The sequence below is a fragment of the Pseudomonas sp. UBA1879 genome, assembly GCF_002338065.1.
Lineage (GTDB): Bacteria > Pseudomonadota > Gammaproteobacteria > Pseudomonadales > Pseudomonadaceae > Aquipseudomonas.
Genome location: NZ_DDHJ01000025.1, coordinates 12991 through 32132, shown reverse-complemented (window position 1 = coordinate 32132; position 19142 = coordinate 12991). Strand labels below are relative to the sequence as shown.

General features: G+C 61.4%; 20 protein-coding genes and 1 pseudogene. 8 read left to right on the top strand and 13 right to left on the bottom strand.

Annotated elements, in window-relative coordinates:
- Nucleotide 1: 1 nt before the first annotated feature.
- The 4 genes from rlmH to B3N48_RS25930 form a co-directional block, all read right to left on the bottom strand.
- Nucleotides 2-469 (bottom strand): 23S rRNA (pseudouridine(1915)-N(3))-methyltransferase RlmH, encoded by a 468-nt coding sequence (gene rlmH, locus B3N48_RS25945; RefSeq protein ID WP_166597476.1) that lies wholly within the window; start codon nt 467-469, stop codon nt 2-4.
- 9 nt (nt 470-478) lie between these two features.
- Nucleotides 479-871 (bottom strand): ribosome silencing factor, encoded by a 393-nt coding sequence (gene rsfS, locus B3N48_RS25940; protein ID WP_296188591.1) that lies wholly within the window; start codon nt 869-871, stop codon nt 479-481.
- A gap of 17 nt (nt 872-888) precedes the next feature.
- Complete coding sequence (gene nadD, locus B3N48_RS25935) at nt 889-1515, bottom strand: nicotinate-nucleotide adenylyltransferase (RefSeq protein WP_296188710.1); 627 nt, start codon at nt 1513-1515, stop codon at nt 889-891.
- Between the two features lie 100 nt (nt 1516-1615).
- The gene (locus tag B3N48_RS25930) at nt 1616-2890 is read right to left on the bottom strand and encodes a glutamate-5-semialdehyde dehydrogenase (protein WP_296188588.1); all 1275 of its coding nucleotides are present in this window, start codon (nt 2888-2890) and stop codon (nt 1616-1618) included.
- Between the two features lie 270 nt (nt 2891-3160).
- Here B3N48_RS25930 and B3N48_RS25925 point away from each other — a divergent pair, with 270 nt between their 5' ends.
- Nucleotides 3161-3844, top strand: coding sequence for a DNA-3-methyladenine glycosylase (locus B3N48_RS25925; protein ID WP_296188587.1), 684 nt, complete (start codon nt 3161-3163; stop codon nt 3842-3844).
- A 3-nt stretch (nt 3845-3847) separates the two neighbouring features.
- Nucleotides 3848-5164, top strand: a complete 1317-nt coding sequence (locus B3N48_RS25920) for a bifunctional DedA family/phosphatase PAP2 family protein (protein ID WP_296188586.1) — start codon at nt 3848-3850, stop codon at nt 5162-5164.
- A gap of 164 nt (nt 5165-5328) precedes the next feature.
- Here B3N48_RS25920 and B3N48_RS25915 read toward each other — a convergent pair whose 3' ends face one another.
- The 3 genes from B3N48_RS25915 to B3N48_RS25905 are packed head-to-tail and all read right to left on the bottom strand — an operon-like array spanning nt 5329 to nt 7017.
- Nucleotides 5329-5919 carry an LON peptidase substrate-binding domain-containing protein gene (locus tag B3N48_RS25915; RefSeq protein WP_296188584.1) on the bottom strand — a complete coding sequence of 197 codons (591 nt, stop codon included), beginning with the start codon at nt 5917-5919 and terminating at the stop codon, nt 5329-5331.
- A gap of 10 nt (nt 5920-5929) precedes the next feature.
- Nucleotides 5930-6640 carry an LrgB family protein gene (locus B3N48_RS25910; RefSeq protein ID WP_414704290.1) on the bottom strand — a complete coding sequence of 237 codons (711 nt, stop codon included), beginning with the start codon at nt 6638-6640 and terminating at the stop codon, nt 5930-5932.
- Between the two features lie 2 nt (nt 6641-6642).
- The gene (locus B3N48_RS25905) at nt 6643-7017 is read right to left on the bottom strand and encodes a CidA/LrgA family protein (RefSeq protein WP_296188582.1); all 375 of its coding nucleotides are present in this window, start codon (nt 7015-7017) and stop codon (nt 6643-6645) included.
- 317 nt (nt 7018-7334) lie between these two features.
- On the opposite strand from B3N48_RS25905, the gene B3N48_RS25900 reads away from it, so the two are divergent.
- From B3N48_RS25900 to B3N48_RS25890, 3 genes are all read left to right on the top strand, one after another.
- Nucleotides 7335-7790, top strand: a complete 456-nt coding sequence (locus B3N48_RS25900; RefSeq protein WP_296188580.1) for a MaoC family dehydratase — start codon at nt 7335-7337, stop codon at nt 7788-7790.
- A gap of 139 nt (nt 7791-7929) precedes the next feature.
- Nucleotides 7930-9624, top strand: coding sequence for a C13 family peptidase (locus tag B3N48_RS25895; protein WP_296188579.1), 1695 nt, complete (start codon nt 7930-7932; stop codon nt 9622-9624).
- A gap of 112 nt (nt 9625-9736) precedes the next feature.
- Nucleotides 9737-10378: an oxidoreductase gene (locus B3N48_RS25890; RefSeq protein ID WP_296188577.1), complete on the top strand. Its 642-nt coding sequence runs from the start codon at nt 9737-9739 to the stop codon at nt 10376-10378.
- Between the two features lie 162 nt (nt 10379-10540).
- On the opposite strand, the gene B3N48_RS27015 is transcribed toward B3N48_RS25890, so the two are convergent.
- The 6 genes and pseudogenes from B3N48_RS27015 to B3N48_RS25860 form a co-directional block, all read right to left on the bottom strand.
- A complete protein-coding gene (locus tag B3N48_RS27015; RefSeq protein ID WP_414704288.1) occupies nt 10541-10666 on the bottom strand; it encodes a hypothetical protein in 126 nt (41 codons plus the stop codon).
- Between the two features lie 92 nt (nt 10667-10758).
- Nucleotides 10759-10833 (bottom strand): annotated as a pseudogene (locus B3N48_RS25880) (YceK/YidQ family lipoprotein); the annotation flags it as partial.
- A gap of 143 nt (nt 10834-10976) precedes the next feature.
- A complete protein-coding gene (locus B3N48_RS25875) occupies nt 10977-11267 on the bottom strand; it encodes a YceK/YidQ family lipoprotein (protein WP_296188575.1) in 291 nt (96 codons plus the stop codon).
- Nucleotides 11260-11889, bottom strand: a complete 630-nt coding sequence (ubiX, locus tag B3N48_RS25870) for a flavin prenyltransferase UbiX (protein WP_296188574.1) — start codon at nt 11887-11889, stop codon at nt 11260-11262. Before ubiX ends, B3N48_RS25875 begins: the two co-directional genes overlap by 8 nt.
- Nucleotides 11886-13235 (bottom strand): UDP-N-acetylmuramate:L-alanyl-gamma-D-glutamyl-meso-diaminopimelate ligase, encoded by a 1350-nt coding sequence (mpl, locus tag B3N48_RS25865; protein ID WP_296188572.1) that lies wholly within the window; start codon nt 13233-13235, stop codon nt 11886-11888. The genes ubiX and mpl overlap by 4 nt, the downstream gene beginning before the upstream one ends.
- 250 nt (nt 13236-13485) lie before the next feature.
- Nucleotides 13486-15402 (bottom strand): sigma-54-dependent Fis family transcriptional regulator, encoded by a 1917-nt coding sequence (locus tag B3N48_RS25860; protein WP_296188570.1) that lies wholly within the window; start codon nt 15400-15402, stop codon nt 13486-13488.
- 308 nt (nt 15403-15710) lie between these two features.
- On the opposite strand from B3N48_RS25860, the gene B3N48_RS25855 reads away from it, so the two are divergent.
- From B3N48_RS25855 to B3N48_RS25845, 3 genes are all read left to right on the top strand, one after another.
- Entirely contained in the window at nt 15711-17231 is a 1521-nt protein-coding gene (locus tag B3N48_RS25855; RefSeq protein WP_296188569.1) for an aldehyde dehydrogenase family protein, read from the top strand.
- A 384-nt stretch (nt 17232-17615) separates the two neighbouring features.
- Nucleotides 17616-18263 (top strand): DedA family protein, encoded by a 648-nt coding sequence (locus B3N48_RS25850; RefSeq protein ID WP_296188568.1) that lies wholly within the window; start codon nt 17616-17618, stop codon nt 18261-18263.
- A gap of 3 nt (nt 18264-18266) precedes the next feature.
- Nucleotides 18267-19055, top strand: coding sequence for a zinc-dependent peptidase (locus tag B3N48_RS25845; RefSeq protein ID WP_296188566.1), 789 nt, complete (start codon nt 18267-18269; stop codon nt 19053-19055).
- Nucleotides 19056-19142: the final 87 nt, after the last annotated feature.

Sequence of the window (19142 nt, the reverse complement as noted above, 5' to 3'; positions counted from 1 at the left end):
GCTACTTGTGATAAGGGTGACCGGACAATACCGTCCAGGCACGATAAATCTGCTCACCGATTAGGATGCGCACCAACGGGTGCGGCAACGTCAGCGGCGACAACGACCAGCGCTGCTCGGCGCGGGCGCACACCTCCGGCGCCAGGCCTTCAGGACCGCCCACCATGAGGTTCACCGTGCGCGAATCCAGACGCCAGCGATCCAGCTCCGTTGCCAGCTGCTCGGTGCTCCACGGCTTGCCGTGAACCTCGAGCGTGACGATCCGCTCGCCCGGTTGCACCTTCGCCAGCATGGCCTCACCTTCCTGACGGATCAGGCGCGCCACGTCGGCGTTCTTGCCTCGGGTGTTGAGCGGAATCTCTACCAGTTCAAGGGCCAGTTCGGAGGGCAGACGCTTGGCATATTCGTGCCAACCCTCTTCCACCCATTTCGGCATGCGTGAACCGACAGCAATCAGACGCAGACGCACGACGAGCCCTTATTCATTGCCCGGCGTGTGGTGCGCGCCACTGGCGGCACGGCTCTGCTCGGCACCCTGCCACAGGCGTTCCAGGTCGTAGAACTGGCGAGCGGCCGCCGTCATCATGTGCACGATCACGTCGCCCAGATCGAGCAGTACCCAATCGCTTTCGCCTTTGCCTTCTTCACCCAGGGGCTGAGCGCCCTTGGCTTTGACGTTCTCGCGAACCTTGTCGAGCATGGCGTTGATCTGGCGGTTCGACGTACCGGTGGCGATCACCATGTAGTCGGTCAGGCTGTGCTTGTCCTTGACGTCGATGACCAGGATGTCCTGAGCCTTGACGTCTTCCAGAGCGGCCTTGGCCAGTTCAACCAGCTCTTCGCCGGATACGTTGTGTTTTTGCTGTGTCATAAAAAACTCATTCAATTTCAATTGGGCGCACGGTACAGCCCGTGCGCCTCGATGTAGGCCAGTACTGCGTCTGGCACCAGAAAACGTACCGACTTCCCGCTGGCCAGCAGGTGACGGATCTGGGTGGCAGACACCGACAACGGCGTCTGCCAGACGAATGTAATGTGTCCGCCCGGCCCCTTCAGGGCTTTCGGATCGCTGACGGCGCGCGCCGCCAGCAGGTTACGCATGGCGTCTGGCGACTCGCTGTCGGCGTCCGGGCGTTGCAGCACCACGATATGGCAGTGCTCCAGCAACTCTTCCCAACGGTGCCAGGAGGGCAGCCCACAAAAGGCGTCCCATCCCAACAACAAAAACAGCTGATCATCGACGGCCAACTCAGCGCGCATCGATTCCAGCGTGTCGATGGTGTACGACGGTTTGTCCCGCAACAGTTCGCGGTCATCCACCGTCAATGGCGATACGCCCTGCACGGCACTGCGGACCATCGCCAGACGGTCCTGCGCCGACACACTGGGCGTGTCGCGATGAGGCGGCCTGGCGCTGGGCGTCAGGCGCAACTCATCGAGTTCAAGCAATGCGGCGACTTCCAGCGCGCCGCGCAAATGGCCGATGTGAACGGGGTCGAACGTCCCACCCAGCATGCCGATGCGTTTCGGGCCGCGCGGGACAGACGCCGTTTTCCCGGCAGGCTCGGTCACCGTGTTCGCCTTGTTGCCTGCAGGCGGCCGAAGATCGACCAAGTCAGGCCGGCCCCTGCCCACGCAACTGACGACCGTCGCCGACCACGATGTACTTCTCGCAGGTCAGCCCTTCCAGACCGACCGGGCCACGGGCGTGAATCTTGTCGGTGGAAATACCGATCTCGGCGCCAAGGCCGTACTCGAAGCCGTCCGCGAAGCTGGTCGGCGCGTTGATCATCACCGAACTGGAGTCGACCTCGGTCATGAAACGGCGAGTCTGAGCCTGAGAGTCGGAGATGATCGCGTCGCTGTGGTGCGAGCCGTAATGATTGATGTGTTCGATGGCCTGATCCAGCCCGGTGACTATCCGGATCGACAGGATCGGCGCCAGGTATTCGGTGTGCCAGTCTTCTTCGGTCGCGGGAATCGCGTCGATCAGTTCACGGGTGCGCTCGCAACCGCGCAGCTCGACACCTTTTTCGCGCAACTGCGCGGCCATCTGTGGCAGGAAATCAGCGGCGATGGCTTGGTCGACCAGCAGCGTTTCCATCGCGCCACAGATGCCGTAGCGGTAAGTCTTGGCGTTGAACGCGATGCGCAGCGCTGAGGCAAGGTCCGCGTGGGCACTGACGTAGACATGGCAAATACCGTCCAGGTGCTTGATGACCGGCACCTTGGCATCGCGACTGACGCGCTCGATCAGCCCTTTGCCACCGCGCGGGACGATGACGTCCACATAATCAGGCATGGTGATCAGCGCGCCCACGGCAGCGCGGTCAGTGGTCTCGACGACTTGCACGACCGCTGCCGGCAGACCGGCTTCGTCCAGGCCGCGTTGAATGCAGGCGGCAATGGCGCGATTGGAGTGAATGGCCTCGGAACCGCCGCGCAGGATGGTGGCGTTGCCGGACTTGAGACACAGGCTGGCGGCGTCGATGGTCACGTTCGGGCGCGACTCATAAATGATGCCGACCACGCCCAGCGGGACGCGCATCTTGCCGACCTGAATGCCGGACGGCTGGAAATTCATGTCGCGCAGAGTGCCGATCGGGTCCGGCAGGCTGGCGACCTGACGCAAACCGGCGATCATGCTGTCGATGCGAGCCGGGGTCAGAGCGAGACGTTCAAGGAGTGCGGGTTCCAGACCATTAGCGCGGCCTGCGGCCAAGTCCTGCTCGTTGGCGGCGGCCAGCTCATCGCGGGCAGCATCCAGCGCGGCGGCAGTGCCCGCCAGAGCACGGTTTTTCTGCGCAGTGCTGGCGCGGCCGATCACACGCGACGCGTCGCGGGCGGCGCGACCCAGTCGGGTCATGTAGTCAAGAACGGACTCAGTCATGGTCTCAGAGGTCTTGGCAGAGAGGAAAGCGGCCGATTATAGCTGTCGGGCGTGACGAACGACAGCGGCGACGGGCGGATGGTCGAAATAGGCGGGATTTGTCGGGTGAAGTTTTCGCCCTGGCCACGTCCCGCCACGTTTTTACCTGGCTCACGCGGGCGCCTGTGGGAGTGCCCTGATCGGTAACGGCGGGAAAGGCGCCCCGCCATTCAGCTGCAATTAAGCCCAGGATTGCTATGATCGCCAGCCACTTCACCACGTTGCCTATTTATGCCCGACCACGCCCGCCGTGCCCTGCCCGACAGCTTCTTCAACCGCGATGCTCAGACGCTCGCCCGCGATTTGCTGGGCAAGGTGGTACGGCACAAGGTTGGGGAGTTGTGGTTGTCGGCGCGCATCATAGAGACCGAAGCGTATTACCTCGAGGAAAAAGGCAGCCACGCGTCCCTCGGCTACACAGAAAAACGTAAGGCTTTGTTTCTGGATGGCGGCCACATTTATATGTATTACGCGCGTGGCGGCGACTCGCTGAACTTCAGCGCCGGAGGGCCGGGCAATGCCGTGCTGATCAAATCCGCCTATCCGTGGGTCGACACGCTGTCGGGCGAGAACAGCCTTGCGCAGATGCTGCTCAACAACCCTGATGCCAGCGGCAACGTCCGCGCGCCAGAGCGGCTGTGCGCGGGGCAGACGCTACTGTGCAAAGCGTTGGGCCTGAAGGTGCCGATGTGGGACGGCAAGCGCTTCGATGACGAGCAGATTTTCGTCGACGATGTGGGCCAACGGCCTGCGCGAATCATCCAGACCACCCGCTTGGGCATTCCTTCCGGGCGAGACGAACACCTGATGTACCGCTTCGTGGACGCCGCGTATGCGCGGTTCTGCACGCGGAACCCGGTGCGCCGCGGGCAAGTCGAAGGCCGCGACTACCTCATCATCGAGCAAGGAAACTGACCCATGAGCTCATGGATCGACAGCATCACCTCATGGCTGAGCGCAAACCCGTCCTGGCTGGGGGCGGCGGTGTTTCTGGTGTCGTTTCTCGAATGCATGGCCATCGCCGGAATCATTGTGCCGGGCACCGTGGCGCTGTTCGCGATCGCCGCATTGGCCGGCAGCGGGATTCTACCGCTGAGCCAAGCACTGCTGCTGGGTTTCCTCGGCGGGCTGCTGGGGGACTTCATTTCCTACTTCCTGGGTCGACGTTTCCATCAGAACATTCGACGACTTCCAGGGCTGCGGCAACACCCGGAATGGATTGCAGGGGCAGAAACCTACTTTCAGCGTTATGGCATCGCGAGCCTGTTGGTGGGGCGTTTCATTGGTCCGCTGCGCCCGATGCTGCCGATGGTGGCGGGGATGTTCGACATGCCCTTCGTACGTTTCGCCGTGGTCAGCGTCGTCGCGGCGGCCGGCTGGACAGTCGCCTACATTCTGCCGGGCTGGGCCACCGGGGCTGCCATCCGCTTGCCGCTGCCCGAAGGTTTCTGGCCGGAAGCCGCAGTGGTCGGCGCGGGACTGGCGCTTCTGTTGGGGGTAGGGATTCAGGCCAGCGCACGGGGCAAGCATTATGCGACCAAACTCATCGCCTTGACCTGTCTGATCCTGCTGACGGCGGTGTTCCTCGGCTGGCCGTACCTGGCACAACTCGACCAGGGCGTGATGACGCTGGTGCAAGAGCATCGCAGCGAAGCAGCGGAAACCTTCGTCGTGCTGGTCACCGGGCTGGGAGATTTCAGGACGCAATTTTGTGCGGCGGGGGCATTGCTGATTCTCCTGGTGCTGGCTCGCCAGTGGCGCCACGCGATCTTTGCCTGCTCGACCACGTTGGGCACGGCCATCCTCAACCAGACCATGAAACACACCTTCGCCCGCGCGCGCCCCGAGATTCTGGCCGAACCCTTGACGACCTTCAGCATGCCCAGCGGCCATTCGTCGGCGTCGTTTGCGCTGTTCATGACGCTGGCGGTGCTGGCTGGCCGTGGGCAGCCGGTGCGGTTACGGCTGACCTGGCTGGCCCTCGGCGTGATCCCCGCAGCGTCTATCTGCGTCTCGCGGGTCTACCTGGGTGTGCACTGGCCCACGGATGTGCTGGCGGGGATGCTGCTGGCGTTCTTCACCTGCGCCACAAGCCTGGCGTTCGTGCAGAACAAACAGTCGTTGCCTGCCCTTCCGTTGCGGGTGTGGTGGATGATATTGCCGGCAATTGTGCTGATATTGGGCGGGTTTGCAGCGCATTCGCTGACCCATGGGTTGGTCAGGTACGAATACTGACGCACCGCCGAATTGTAGGCGCGTGGCTTGTCCCGCCATCTGCCGGGAACCGGCAGTACATTCAGCAAACGCGATGTGACAGACAAACACCTTCCCAGATTTTTCTGCCGCTGCGCGTCAGATCGCGGGACAGGCCACGCTCCTACCCATGACATGCATGTCGGTCAGGCCTGCATGTCCCCCTGCATCTCATCGAGCAGGTCCTGAATGGCGTCTAGCCGCTCCTCGGCATCGTCGATTTCCAGCAGTTCGATCTTGTCTTCTTCGGCAAACGGCAGCAGGTACGCCAACTGGTTTGACAAGGATTGCTGCCCGCTGGCGGTGAGTCCCATGTTCAGGGCAGCCACCATCGGGTGCTCGGCCAGGGCCGCAAGCAATGCCACCAGATCGTCGTCTTCTTCTTGCAGCGGCTTGTCCTCGGGCTCTTCCAGCCACTCGACGTCTGCCATCAGCAGATTGTCGCGCTGGGCCTCGGCGCTGATGACGCGAAAGCGCCGACCGCCCATCACGCGGATACCCAGCAAGCCGTTATCCTGCTGCTGAAAATCGGTCACCAGCGCCTCGCACCCCACCTGCGAAAACCCTTCCGGCACGTCCCCGACTTCACTGCCTTCGGTGATGCACACCACGCCGAATCCTTCGCCTTGTTTCATGCAGCGGCCAATCATGTCCAGGTAGCGCGCCTCGAATATCTGTAAATCGAGGACACACCCTGGAAACAGCACGGCGTTCAACGGAAACAACGGCAACGACATAGACCCACCCTCACGCAACCAGAGACACCGCCAGTGGCAAGAACAACGCCGTGGCGACCCCCATCAAACTCATGGCGAGTGCCGCAAAGGCCCCGCATTCTTCGCCTTCCTGCAACGCTGCCGAGGTGCCGACCGCGTGGGCTGTCAGCCCCAGCGCCATGCCGCGCGCTTCCGGGCTTTGCACGCCCGCGAGGGTCAACAGGCCCGGGCCGAATATGCCCCCAATGACGCCGGTGATCAACACGAAAACCGCCGCCAGCGCCGCCACGCCGCCGATCTGCTCAGCCACCAGCATGGCAATCGGCGACGTGACCGACTTCGGCGCCATGGTCATCAGGATCATGTGGTTGGCCCCCAATCCCCAGCCGATCAACAGGCACAGCCCGGTCGCCGCTACGCCGCCCATCACCAGCGTAGTCAAGACCGGCCAGAACAACTGCCGAATCCGCCGCAGATTCAGATACAGCGGCACCGCCAGGGCCACGGTTGCGGGGCCGAGCAGAATGCTGAGGATCTCGGTGCTTTTGCGGTATTCGGCGTAGTCCACTCCGCAACCGACCAGCACACCGATCACCACCGCCATCGACACCAGCACTGGCTGTAGAAAGACCCAGCGGGTTTTCTCATACCCCGCGAGCACCAATTGATAAGCCCCCAAGGTGATCGCGATGCCGAACAGCGGGTGATGGATCACCGACAGCCAGGCGCCTTGCCAGTCCAGATTCATGACGGTTCCCGCTGCAGAGCTTCACGGCGAGCCTGGCGGTCGATGAGCTTCTGCATCAACCAGCCCGCGAACGTGAGCGAGACCATCAACGACAGCACCAACGAACCGACAATGGCCCAGAAATCGTCGGCGATCTGACTGGCGTATACCATGACCCCCACCGCTGGCGGTACGAGCAACAGCGGCAGGTAGCGCAACAGGCTGCTAGCCGCGAGGCTGACAGGTTCGCTGACCTCGCCCCGAATCATGAGGTAAATGATCAGCAAGACCAGACCGATGATTGGCCCCGGCAGTATCGACAGAAATAAATGATTCAACGCCGTTCCCAGCAACTGGAACAGCACCAGCCATGTCAGGCCTCTTAACAACATAGAAAAACTCCCGCCCATTCGCGGCGACATTATAAGCACGCAGCTTGCCAACGCATGATGCGGTATTCGCGGCGTGCAGGGTTCTTGACCGGCCTGGGGTGGCGTGCTGATCTCTCCATCAGAAACGTACCTGATCCTGTAGGAGCGCGCTTGCCCGCGAATGCGGTGTGCCAAGCCCTTTAACTGTCACTGACGGATCGCCATCGCGAGCAAGCTCACTCCTACACCCTCAGGAGCGACCCTTGAGGCGAAGCAATAACAGCGCCGCTCGCCGCGCGCGTATGAAAAAACACCACCGATCCACAAGGAGAGTATCGATGCCCTACGTACCCGTTGCAGAACTCAAGCACTATGAAGGCAAGGAACTGGGAAGCTCCGACTGGCTGCTGATTGACCAGGCGCGCATCAATCTGTTTGCCGAAGCCACTGGCGATTTCCAATTCATTCATGTCGACCCGGACAAGGCAGCGCAGACGCCATTCGGTTCGACCATCGCACACGGTTTTCTGTCGTTGTCGCTGATGCCGAAACTCATGGAGTCGTTGCTGGTGATGCCCGAAGGCATGAAGATGGTCGTGAACTACGGGCTCGACAGCGTGCGTTTCATCCAGCCGGTGAAAGTCGACTCGCGCGTTCGTCTAAAAGTTACCCTCGCCGAAGTCATCGAGAAAAAGCCCGGGCAATGGCTGCTCAAAGCCACGGCGACGCTTGAAATCGAGGGTCAGGAGAAGCCGGCGTTCATCGCTGAACCGCTTTCCCTCTGCTTCGTATAAACCTCACAAAATATGAAACAGTCGTAACTGACTGTTTCATGACGCTTCCCGGCTGCGGCATACTCGGCGCGGCTGTGTGAGCGACCGGACCACGTTCGCGATCCGATCACGCCGAAACACCTCATTTTCGGGATTTACCATGCGCGCGCTTGCTCCTCTGGCCCTTACCCTTTTGATTACCGCTTGCGGTGACGGCGAATCGATATTGCCGCCGGACGCCCGCCTGCCCGATGGCGGTCGCTACCGGGGCGATGTGGTCAATGGGGTGCTGCAGGGCAAAGGCCGCATCGACTACCCCAACGGCAGCTGGTATGCCGGTGAGTTCAAAAACGGTCAGTGGAACGGCCAGGGCGAATGGCACGCCAGCAACGGCGACGTCTATAAAGGCGGGTTTCAGGACGGTCTGTTTCACGGACAAGGTCAGCTGACCACCAGCGCGGGCAGCTACGTCGGCGGCTACAAATTGGGGCGACGCGAAGGCGAAGGCACGCTCAAAGAGCATGGCATGAGCTATCGCGGCCAATTCAAAGCCGACCTGTATGACGGCCCCGGTCATCTCGTGCTGGAAGACGGCAGCGAATATCAAGGCGAGTTCGCCCACGGCAAACCCAATGGCGAAGGCCAGCGCAGCGACGCAGCGGGTAACCAATTCAGCGGCAAATTCGTCGACGGCCAGTTGCAGGGCGTCGGTAACTTCACCAGCGCCGACGGCGACCAATACGTCGGTGGCTTTCACGACAATCAATTGAACGGTCGCGGGCGTTATGAAAACGCTGACGGTGACGTGTGGTCCGGGCAGTTCAAGGACGGGGCCTTCTCCGGCAAGGGCGAACTGATCGGCTCCGACGGCACCAACTATCAGGGGCAATTCCAGAACTGGCGCTTCTCCGGCGAGGGCCGCTTGCAGATGCCCGACGGCAGTGTGTACGTAGGCCGATTCGACAACGACAACTACCAAGGCGTCGGCACCCTGACGTCGGCAGACGGCAGCGTGCAAAGCGGCACCTGGGCCAACGGTCAGCGCGTGCGCGACGCCATGGGCAAGCTGCTGCCCGACCCGTTGGAAACGGGCTTGCTGGCCCAAGGCCCTCTGCTGGACAAAGCGTTGGCCGCGGTTCCGGCGTCGACTCCGGCTGTCGAGCTGTACAGCCTCGTCGTCGGCGGCGATGGCAAGCAAAGCGTCTTCATGCGCGAAGCCGATTACGTCAACAAACTGCTGGCCAGCCGTTTCGGCGCCTTCGGCCAGGTGGCGCTGGTCAACCACCGCGATCACATGGCCGATCGCCCCCTGGCCACCCGCGAGAACATTTCCCGCGCCGTGCAAACCCTTGCCCAGCGCAGCGGCCCTGAAGACTTGATCTTCATTTACCTCACCAGCCACGGCACGCACGAGCACGAATTGGTGCTGGATCAGCCGCGACTGGAGCTGTCAGACCTGCCTGCCAATGAAATGGCCGGCGTGCTGGCACCGCTGAAAAACCGCGACAAGATCGTGGTGATTTCAGCCTGTTACTCGGGCGGTTTCATCCCGGCCATCAAAGACGACAAAACCCTGGTCATCACCGCGTCACGTGAAGACCGGGTGTCGTTCGGCTGCTCGGAAGAGGCGGATTTCACCTATTTTGGCGAAGCCCTGTTCGCCAAAGCCCTGGTAGAGACCGATGACTTGCAGCAGGCCTTCGAGAGCGCCAAGGCCATCGTCGCGCAGCGGGAGATCGACGAAAACTTCGAAGCCTCCGAACCTCAGATCTGGGCACCGAAAGGCGTCATTTCTCACTGGCAGAAACTGCGCAAAAGCCAGGCGGAGCGAGCGCTGAATACCGTCAAACGTTAACGGTCTGGCAGCTCGGATGAATATTTCATGGCTTTTGTGAAACCAGCCCGGTCGGTCCGCAGTCTGTTCCGTTAGAGCGCCTATGCTTGTGGCGTATCAAGGGAGACTGACCATGTACTTGACGCCACAACATATTTTGCTTGCCGGTGCGACCGGATTGACCGGCGAGCATCTGCTCGACCGCCTGCTCGCCGAACCCACCGTCAGCCGTGTCCTGGCCCCCAGCCGCAGACCGCTGGCCGAACATCCCCATCTGGAAAACCCTGTTGGCGACTTCATGTCCTTGCTGCCCGCGCTCGGCGGCCAGATTGATATCGCCTTTTGTTGCCTGGGCAGCACGATCAAACAAGCGGGTTCGCAGGACGCGTTTCGTGCCGTCGACATGAACATGGTGGTCGCCTTCGGCAAACGCGCGCGCGAACTGGGCGCGCGTCATCTGCTGGTGATCAGCGCAGTGAATGCGGACCCCGAGTCGAGCATTTTCTACAGTCGTGTCAAAGGCGAAATGGAAGAAGCGCTCAAGACGCAGAACTGGCCGCAATTGACCATCGCCCGCCCCTCACTGTTGATTGGCGAACGCGAGGATCAGCGTCTCGTCGAGCAGTTGGCGGCGCCCATTGCCAAGCTGATCCCCGGCAAATACGGCGGCATTGAGGCGTGCAACCTGGCCCGCGCGCTGTGGCGTCTGGCCCTGGAAGAGCAGGACGGAGTGCGGATTGTGGAATCGGATGAACTTCGGCGGTTGGGTAAATAGGGGATTCACGCAAATCGACAGATCGGCTGTTGTGGGAGCCGGCTTGTTGGCGAAGGCGGCGTGTCAGTTGATGCTTCTGGTGCAGAAAAGCCGTATTCGCCAGCAAGCCGGCTCCCACAAGGGAAAGGTCATGTCAGCCACACCGAGGTGGCTGTAACAAGCCTACAACCCGCCCGTCGCGCCATACCCCACACCCAATGCCGTCAGCACCGACAGCGGCAACAGCACCGTATCCAGATGAAGCTTCTCTGTAGGAGTGAGCTTGCTCGCGACGGCGTTGGGACACATACATTCGCAATGTCTGATATGCCGCAATCGCGAGCAAGCTCACTCCTACAGGGAAAGGTCATTTCAGCCACACCGAGGTGGCTTTAATAAGCCTACAACCCGCCCGTCGCGCCATACCCCACACCCAATGCCGTCAGCACCGACAGCGGCAACAGCACCGTATCCAGATGGAGCTTCTCTGTAGGAGTGAGCTTGCTCGCGAAGGCGCCGGGGCATATACATTCGCAATGCCTGATATGCCTCAATCGCGAGCAAGCTCACTCATACAGGGAAAGGTCATGTCAGCCACACCGAGGTGGCTGCATCAAGCCTACAACCCGCCCGTCGCGCCATACCCCACACCCAATGCCGTCAGCAATGACAGCGGCAACAGCACCGTGTCCAGCAACGCACTGCCGGGCAGGTCCAGCATTGGGTATTTCGGGGCTTCGGCGCCGAACCGGTCCTTCTCGCAGCACCCGCCTCGAATCGCGTAGAGATCCAGCCGAGTGCCGGAATACACCACCGGTGCGCCCGGTTGATTGGCGTCCAACGTGCGCACGGTCGAGCAACCGGTGGCCATGACCAGCCCCAGGGTGAGGACAAACAGCTTCTTATTCATCGGCGCCAAAATGATGCTCGCCCCAACGCGGCAGCATGTCTTGAGGAATGTTCAGCAGATTGAGAATCCGCGCCACGACGAAATCGACCAGATCGTCGATCGTCTGTGGCTGGTGATAAAAGCCCGGCGATGCCGGAAGAATCACCGCGCCCAGGTTCGACAGCTTGAGCATGTTCTCCAGATGAATGCTGGAAAACGGCGCCTCGCGAGGCACCAGAATCAGCTGGCGACGCTCCTTGAGGGTCACATCGGCGGCGCGTTCGATCAGGTTGTTGCAGGCGCCGGTCGCAATGGCCGACAGTGTGCCGGTCGAGCACGGCACGACGACCATCGCGGCGGGCGAACCCGAGCCGGACGCCACGGGGGACATCCAGTCCTCCTTGCCGTACACGCGAATCTGGCCGTCCGCCGCGCCGGTGTATTCCGTCAGAAACGCCTGCATCATTTGCGGCTTGGGCGGCAGCGTGACGTCGGTTTCAGTCGCCATCACCAACTGCGCTGCCTTGGAAATCAGGAAGTGCACTTCGCGGTCTTCGCGCACCAGACAATCCAGCAGGCGCAGGCCATATTGCGCGCCTGACGCACCGGTCATCGCCAGGGTGATGCGCTCTGGCCCACTCATTTCAACGCCTCGGCGAGTTTGCCGTGCAGGCCGCCGAAACCGCCGTTGCTCATGATCACGATGTGCGTACCGGGCTGGGCCTGGCCCTTCACGCACGCGATGATGGCATCCAGCGAATCGCAGACGACCGAAGGGGTCGTGCACAGCGCGGCGGTCGCGGCCAGGTCCCAGCCCAGATTGGCGGGGGCGTACCAGACCACCTGATCGGCCTGATCGACACTTTCGGGCAAGCCGTCACGGTGGGCGCCGAGCTTCATGGAGTTGGAGCGCGGTTCGACGATGGCGATGATCGGCGCGTCGCCGACCTTCTTGCGCAGGCCGTCCAGCGTGGTGGCGATGGCGGTCGGGTGGTGAGCGAAGTCGTCATAGATAATGATGCCACGCACGTCGGCGACCTTTTCCATCCGACGCTTAACACTCTTGAACGCGCTCAACGCTTCGACGCCTTGCTGCGGGACGACGCCGACATGGCGGGCCGCTGCCAATGTGGCCAAAGCGTTGGCCACATTGTGTTGGCCGGTCATGCCCCAATCGACAACGCCTTGCGCCACACCTTCGAACAGCACTTCGAATTTCGAACCGTCTTCGCTCAGCAGCTTCGCCTGCCACTGGCCGCCCTCCCCTGTGGTCTGCACCGGGGTCCAGCAGCCCATCTGAATCACGCGTTCCAGCGCCGGCTCGGTGGTCGGATGAATGACCAGGCCTTCGCTGGGGATCGTGCGCACCAAGTGATGGAATTGCCGCTCGATGGCGGGCAAGTCAGGGAAGATGTCGGCGTGATCGAACTCAAGGTTGTTAAGGATCGCCGTGCGCGGGCCGTAGTGGACGAACTTCGAGCGCTTGTCGAAAAAGGCGCTGTCGTATTCGTCGGCTTCAACCACGAAGAACGGTGTGTCGCCCAAACGCGCCGAGACAGCGAAGTTCTGGGGCACGCCACCGATCAAAAAACCCGGTGCCATGCCCGCGTGTTCCAACACCCAGGCCAGCATGCTGCTGGTGGTGGTCTTCCCGTGGGTCCCGGCAACGGCCAGCACCCAACGACCGCGCAACACGTGGTCCGCCAGCCATTGCGGGCCAGAAACGTAAGGTAGTCCTTTGTTCAGAACGTATTCGACAGCCGGGTTTCCCCGCGACATGGCGTTGCCGACCACCACCAGATCCGGCGCCGGTTCGAGGTGTGAAGGGTCATAACCCTGCATCAACTCAATGCCCTGCGCTTCGAGCTGCGTGCTCATCGGCGGATAGACGTTGGCGTCAGAGCCCGTGACTTTATGGCCCAAGTCCTTGGCCAGTACCGCCAGCGACCCCATGAACGTGCCGCAAATACCCAGAATATGAATGTGCATGACCGACCTCTTAAAACATGGGCGCAGGTTAGCGTAGAGAGGGTCGGTTCGCACAGGGCAATTCGGAATCAACTGGGAGATGCATTCCACTGTAGGAGTGAGCTTGCTCGCGATCGCGCCCTTTCAGAAGCAAAGCAGCCATATGACTCATCGCTATCGCGAGCAAGCTCACTCCTACAGGTGCAGGTCGCCACGCGATGTCATGGGTAGGACCCGGCTCCCACAATTTGGACCGCACCCGCAGGGGTGCCTAGCGAGTGATCCCATGCTTGCGCAGCTTTCTATATAAGGTGTTGCGACTCACCCCCAACTCCCGCGCTGCGTGGGTCATGTGCCAGCGTTGAGCGTCGAGGGTGGCGATCAGCGCTGAACGCTCGGCGCATTCCAGCGGAGAATCCGAAAGCTCGGGGGCGTCGACCTTTTGCGCCGCCCTTTGGCAGATCACCTGCGGCAGATCACTCACACCGATGACCCCGTCCTCACACAACGCCGCCAGCGTCCTCAACACATTGCGCATTTGCCGCACATTGCCCGGCCAGTTGAAACCCATTAGCGCCGCTCGCGCATCGGCATCGATCTGCACCGGATGCCCGCCCGCCTCCTCTTTCAGCAAGAAGTCGAGCAACTGTGATTTGTCACTGCGCTCACGCAACGGCGGCAAGGCGATTTCCAAGCCGTTGAGCCGGTAATAGAGGTCTTCTCGAAAGCTGCCGTCCTCCACCCGACCGAGCAGATCCCTATGAGTCGCACTGATGATTCGCACATCGACAGGTTGCGGTTCGCCACCGATCGGCACCACCAGACGGTCTTCCAGCACGCGCAGCAGACGCGTCTGCAACGCCACCGGCATGTCGCCGATTTCGTCGAGGAACAACGTCCCGCCATCGGCTTGCTGCAACTTGCCGCGCATGCCTTCCTTGCGCGCGCCGGTGAAACTGCCGCCGCGATAACCGAACAACTCGCTTTCAATCAGGCTTTCCGGGATCGCCGCGCAATTCAGCGCCACGAACGGCTTGTCTGCGCGCTGGCTGGCTTGATGCACCGCCTTGGCGAACGCCTCTTTGCCCGAGCCGGTTTCGCCATTGAGCAACAGCGGCACATCCCGCTCGAACACCTTCATCCCGCGGCGGAAGTGGCTACGCAGCGCTTCATCGCTCAGACAGATGCCGTTGAAGGCAGGCTGCGCCGCGACCTTGGCGACAACCGGCGTCGGAATGGCTTTCAGCCCTGGCCGCGATTGCCCACGCACAACGGCGAAGAATCCTCGCCCATCGCGGGTGCGCAGCGGCCAGCTGGCAGCGGCATCGGGTGCCGCGCGGCTCATCAGCTCATCAAGTGAACAATCGAACAGGGCTTCGACTGACTGCCCTACCAGATCAGCCCGATTCAGGCTCAACAGGTTCAGAGCACTCTGATTCAGCGCGTTGAGTCGCCCTTCGCCATCGAACGCCAGCAACCCCTCGCTGAACAGCCCGACCGAACCGGCCTGCAGATGGAAGCGAAGCAGCCACTGATCGTCGAAATGGCGCAGGAAATAGCTGCTTTCGATCATCTTCGCCGACAGGTTGACCAACGCCATGGTGTGAAACTGGCTTTGCCGCGAGACATCGTGCCGCGCTGATGAAACGTCGAGAACGGCCAGCAGTTCGCCGTGGGGATCGAATACCGGGCTGGCCGAACAGGTGAGCCCCGTATGGCGGCCTCGGAAATGCTCGTCTCGATGGATCGTCACCGACTGTCGCTCGACCACACAGGTGCCAATGCCGTTGGTGCCTTCCCGGGCCTCGCTCCAGTCCGCACCGAGCCAAAGACCGGCACGTTCGAAAATCTTGCGCTCGCTCGGCTCGGTCACGCAGTTGAGGATCACACCGCGCGCATCGGTCAGCAACACCGCGTTACCGCCCGAGAGCTGCTGATGCAGGCTGTTCATCTCGCTGCCCGCAATCGTCAATACCTGCTGCAGGCGCTCTCGGCTTTCCAGCACGCGGGCATGTTCCAGGACGGTCGGCGCCATCGCTTGGGCGGGGTCGAGGTGGTAGTCCTCAAGGCAACGCACCCATGAGCGGGCGATGGAAGGATCGGCACCGGGGCCATAACGATGGGGCACGTGACCTTGAGCGACCGTCAGAACTTGCTGGGCGTGGCGTGCGAACGGATTGCTGTGCATTTTTGTTGTTCGTCCCAGTGAGGGCTTGGGGATTCGTTGACCAGCATCCTCCTCACTTTGAGCCATTGCAATGCTGGGCCAACCGTACCGGCGCCGGCTGTCCCACATTCGGTACAAAGTGTCACGCAGCCTGTTTCGCAACCGACACAGGCGACACCAGCAAGTCTCCCTTTTTTGGCTCAAACGCCTATAGCCCGGGCACCACACGGCAATGGCCCGCGCTTTGCTCTACGCTTTCCATAAGCGCATTCATGAAAAGTGAAGCCGCGTTCTCCCCACACAATCACAAGAGCAAGGAGATATTCACCATGCGTTATGCCCATCCCGGTACTGAAGGCTCGATCGTTACCTTCAAGTCCCAATACGGCAATTACATCGGCGGCGAATTCGTGCCGCCGGTCAAAGGCCAGTACTTTGAAAACACCTCGCCCATCACTGGCAAGCTGATCGCAACCTTTCCTCGCTCCACTGCCGAAGACATCGATAAAGCGCTGGACGCCGCACACGCCGCTGCTGATGCGTGGGGCAAGACCTCCGTTCAGGAACGGTCGCTGACCCTGCTGAAAATCGCTGATCGCATCGAGCAGAACCTCGAGCTGCTGGCCGTCACCGAAACCTGGGACAACGGCAAGGCCGTGCGCGAAACCCTCAACGCTGACATTCCGCTGGCGGTCGATCACTTCCGCTACTTCGCCGGCGTGCTGCGTGCCCAGGAAGGCTCTGCCGCTGAAATCGACGGCAACACCGTGGCGTACCACATTCACGAACCGCTGGGCGTGGTCGGTCAGATCATCCCGTGGAACTTCCCGTTGCTGATGGCCGCCTGGAAACTCGCGCCCGCGCTCGCCGCCGGTAACTGCATCGTGCTCAAGCCCGCCGAGCAAACGCCGCTAGGCATCAGCGTATTGATGGAGCTGATCGGCGATCTGCTGCCAAAAGGCGTGTTGAACGTGGTGCAAGGCTATGGCCGTGAAGCCGGTGAAGCCTTGGCCAGCAGCAAACGCATCGCCAAAATCGCGTTCACCGGCTCGACGCCAGTGGGCTCACACATCATGAAATTGGCGGCCGACAGCATCATTCCGTCCACGGTGGAATTAGGGGGCAAATCGCCCAACATCTATTTCGAAGACGTGATGAAAGCCGAGCCGGAATTTATCGATAAAGCCGCTGAAGGCGTGGTGCTGGCGTTCTTCAACCAAGGGGAAGTCTGCACCTGCCCTTCGCGCTGCCTGGTTCAAGAGTCGATCTACCCGCAATTCATGGAAGTGGTGATGAACAAGGTGCTGAAGATCAAGCGCGGCGACCCGCTGGACACCGAGACCATGGTCGGCGCCCAGGCCTCGCAGCAGCAGTTCGACAAGATCCTCTCTTACCTTGAAATCGCGCAGGGCGAAGGCGCCGAACTGCTGACTGGCGGCAAAGTGGAGAAGATGGAAGGCTCGCTCGCCACCGGCTACTACATCCAACCGACGCTGCTCAAAGGCAATAACGCCATGCGCGTGTTCCAGGAAGAAATCTTCGGCCCGGTGGTCAGCGTGACCACGTTCAAGGATGAAGCGGAAGCCATTGCCATCGCCAACGACACCGAATTCGGCCTCGGCGCAGGCGTGTGGACTCGCGACATCAACCGCGCCTACCGCGTGGGCCGCGCCATCAAGGCCGGTCGCGTGTGGACCAACTGCTACCACCTGTACCCGGCGCACGCGGCGTTCGGTGGTTACAAAAAATCCGGCGTTGGCCGCGAGACCCACAAGGTCGCCCTGGAACATTACCAACAGACCAAAAACCTGCTGGTCAGCTACGACATCAACCCGCTGGGCTTCTTCTGATTCGGCGATAGCGTGTGAACGACGGCCTCTTCGGAGGCCGTTTTTATTGAATGTTGCAAGGCATCCAGACACCACGCGTCGAAGTGGGACATGCCGGACGCACCGCGGCAGTGACGGCGGTGTGTCAGACAGCCCATCGGTCACCGCCCAACCCGGTTCGCGAGCAAGCCGCTGGTCGTCTGCCTGCTTCACCGCGCCCCTTTCATGATCTTGCTCACGCCCGCAGGTCGGGTTCGACGTCGTCTGCGGTGTTACTACCAAATGTTGCGATTCAACTATCGCGCTCGGCAACATCCGGTTTCTTCCCTCTATAATGCGTCCGACTTCGCCCTCATCATCGACCCGCACAGGGCCCGGCCAAGGCCTTTCACTCAGGTGCCGTACATGGATTTCAACCCGCTCGACCTTATCCTCCACCTCGACGTCTACCTCGATTTGCTGGTGACCCATTACGGCACCTGGGTCTACGCGATCCTGTTCCTGGTGATCTTTTGCGAGACAGGTCTGGTGGTGATGCCATTCCTGCCGGGCGATTCGCTGCTGTTCATCGCAGGCGCTGTGGCAGCTGGTGGCGGCATGGACCCGGTGCTGCTGGCCTGCCTGTTGATGGCCGCTGCGATCATCGGCGACAGCACTAACTACGTCATCGGTCGCACCTTGGGGGACAGGCTGTTCAAGAACCCGGATTCGAAGATTTTCCGCCGCGACTACCTGACCAAAACCCACGAGTTTTATGAGCGTCATGGCGGTAAGACAGTCACCCTTGCGCGCTTCCTGCCCATCATCCGCACCTTCGCACCCTTCGTCGCGGGCCTCGGCAAAATGCACTATTTCCGCTTCCTGGGCTTCAGCGTGCTGGGGTCGATCCTCTGGGTCGGCGGTCTGGTCACCCTGGGTTACTTCTTCGGCAACATTCCGTTCATCAAGAAGAACCTGACGCTGCTGGTGCTGGCGATCATCCTGCTGTCGTTGCTGCCGATGATCGTTGGTCTGGTCCGCAGCCGCATGGGCCGTTCCGCCGCGGCGCGCTGAGTCATGTGGTCGCTGGGCGACTGGCTCAAACGCCGCACGCTGGCACGCAACCCGATCGACCCAGCACTCTGGAACCGGGTTCGCGAGCGCCTGCCGATCCTCGACGGTTTGACCGCTGAAGAGGATCGCTACCTGCTCGACAGTTGCGTGCTGTTCCTCCACGCCAAACACCTCACCGCACTGGAAGGCGTCGAGCTGGATGACGAGTCGCGTCTGTTCCTGGCTGCGCAGGCGCAGCTGCCGTTGCTGGCGCTGGGGGATTTGAACTGGTATCAGGGTTTCCACGAAATCATCCTCTACGGCGACGATTTCATCAGTCCGCAACGGCATCGCGACGCCAGCGGTATCGAGCATGAATGGGACGGCGAACACAGCGGCGAAGCCTGGTCGCAAGGCCCGGTGATTCTTGCGTGGCCGGGCGTGCTGTCGAGTGGTGGATGGGAGGCTTACAACCTGGTCATTCATGAGTTGGCGCACAAGCTCGACATGCTCAACGGCGACGCCAATGGTCACCCGCCGCTGCACAACGACATGCGCATCGCCGACTGGGCCGGTGCGATGCAAAGCGCGTTCGATGACATGAACCGCCAGCTGGACGCCGACCCTGACGCAGAAACCGCCATCGATCCCTATGCCGCCGAGAACCCCGCCGAGTTCTTTGCCGTCACCAGCGAGTACTTCTTCAGCGCCCCGGATGTGCTGGTCGAGGCCTATCCCGAGGTCTACGCGCAACTCAAAGCCTTCTACCGGCAAGACCCTCTGGCGCGACTTATGGCCCATCAAGGCACTTAGTCCTCGAACGCCGGTCTATCAAGCGCAATCACGAGGCCTGAAGACGCCTGCCACGCGTGGCAACGCTTCGGGAATGTGCCTATAATC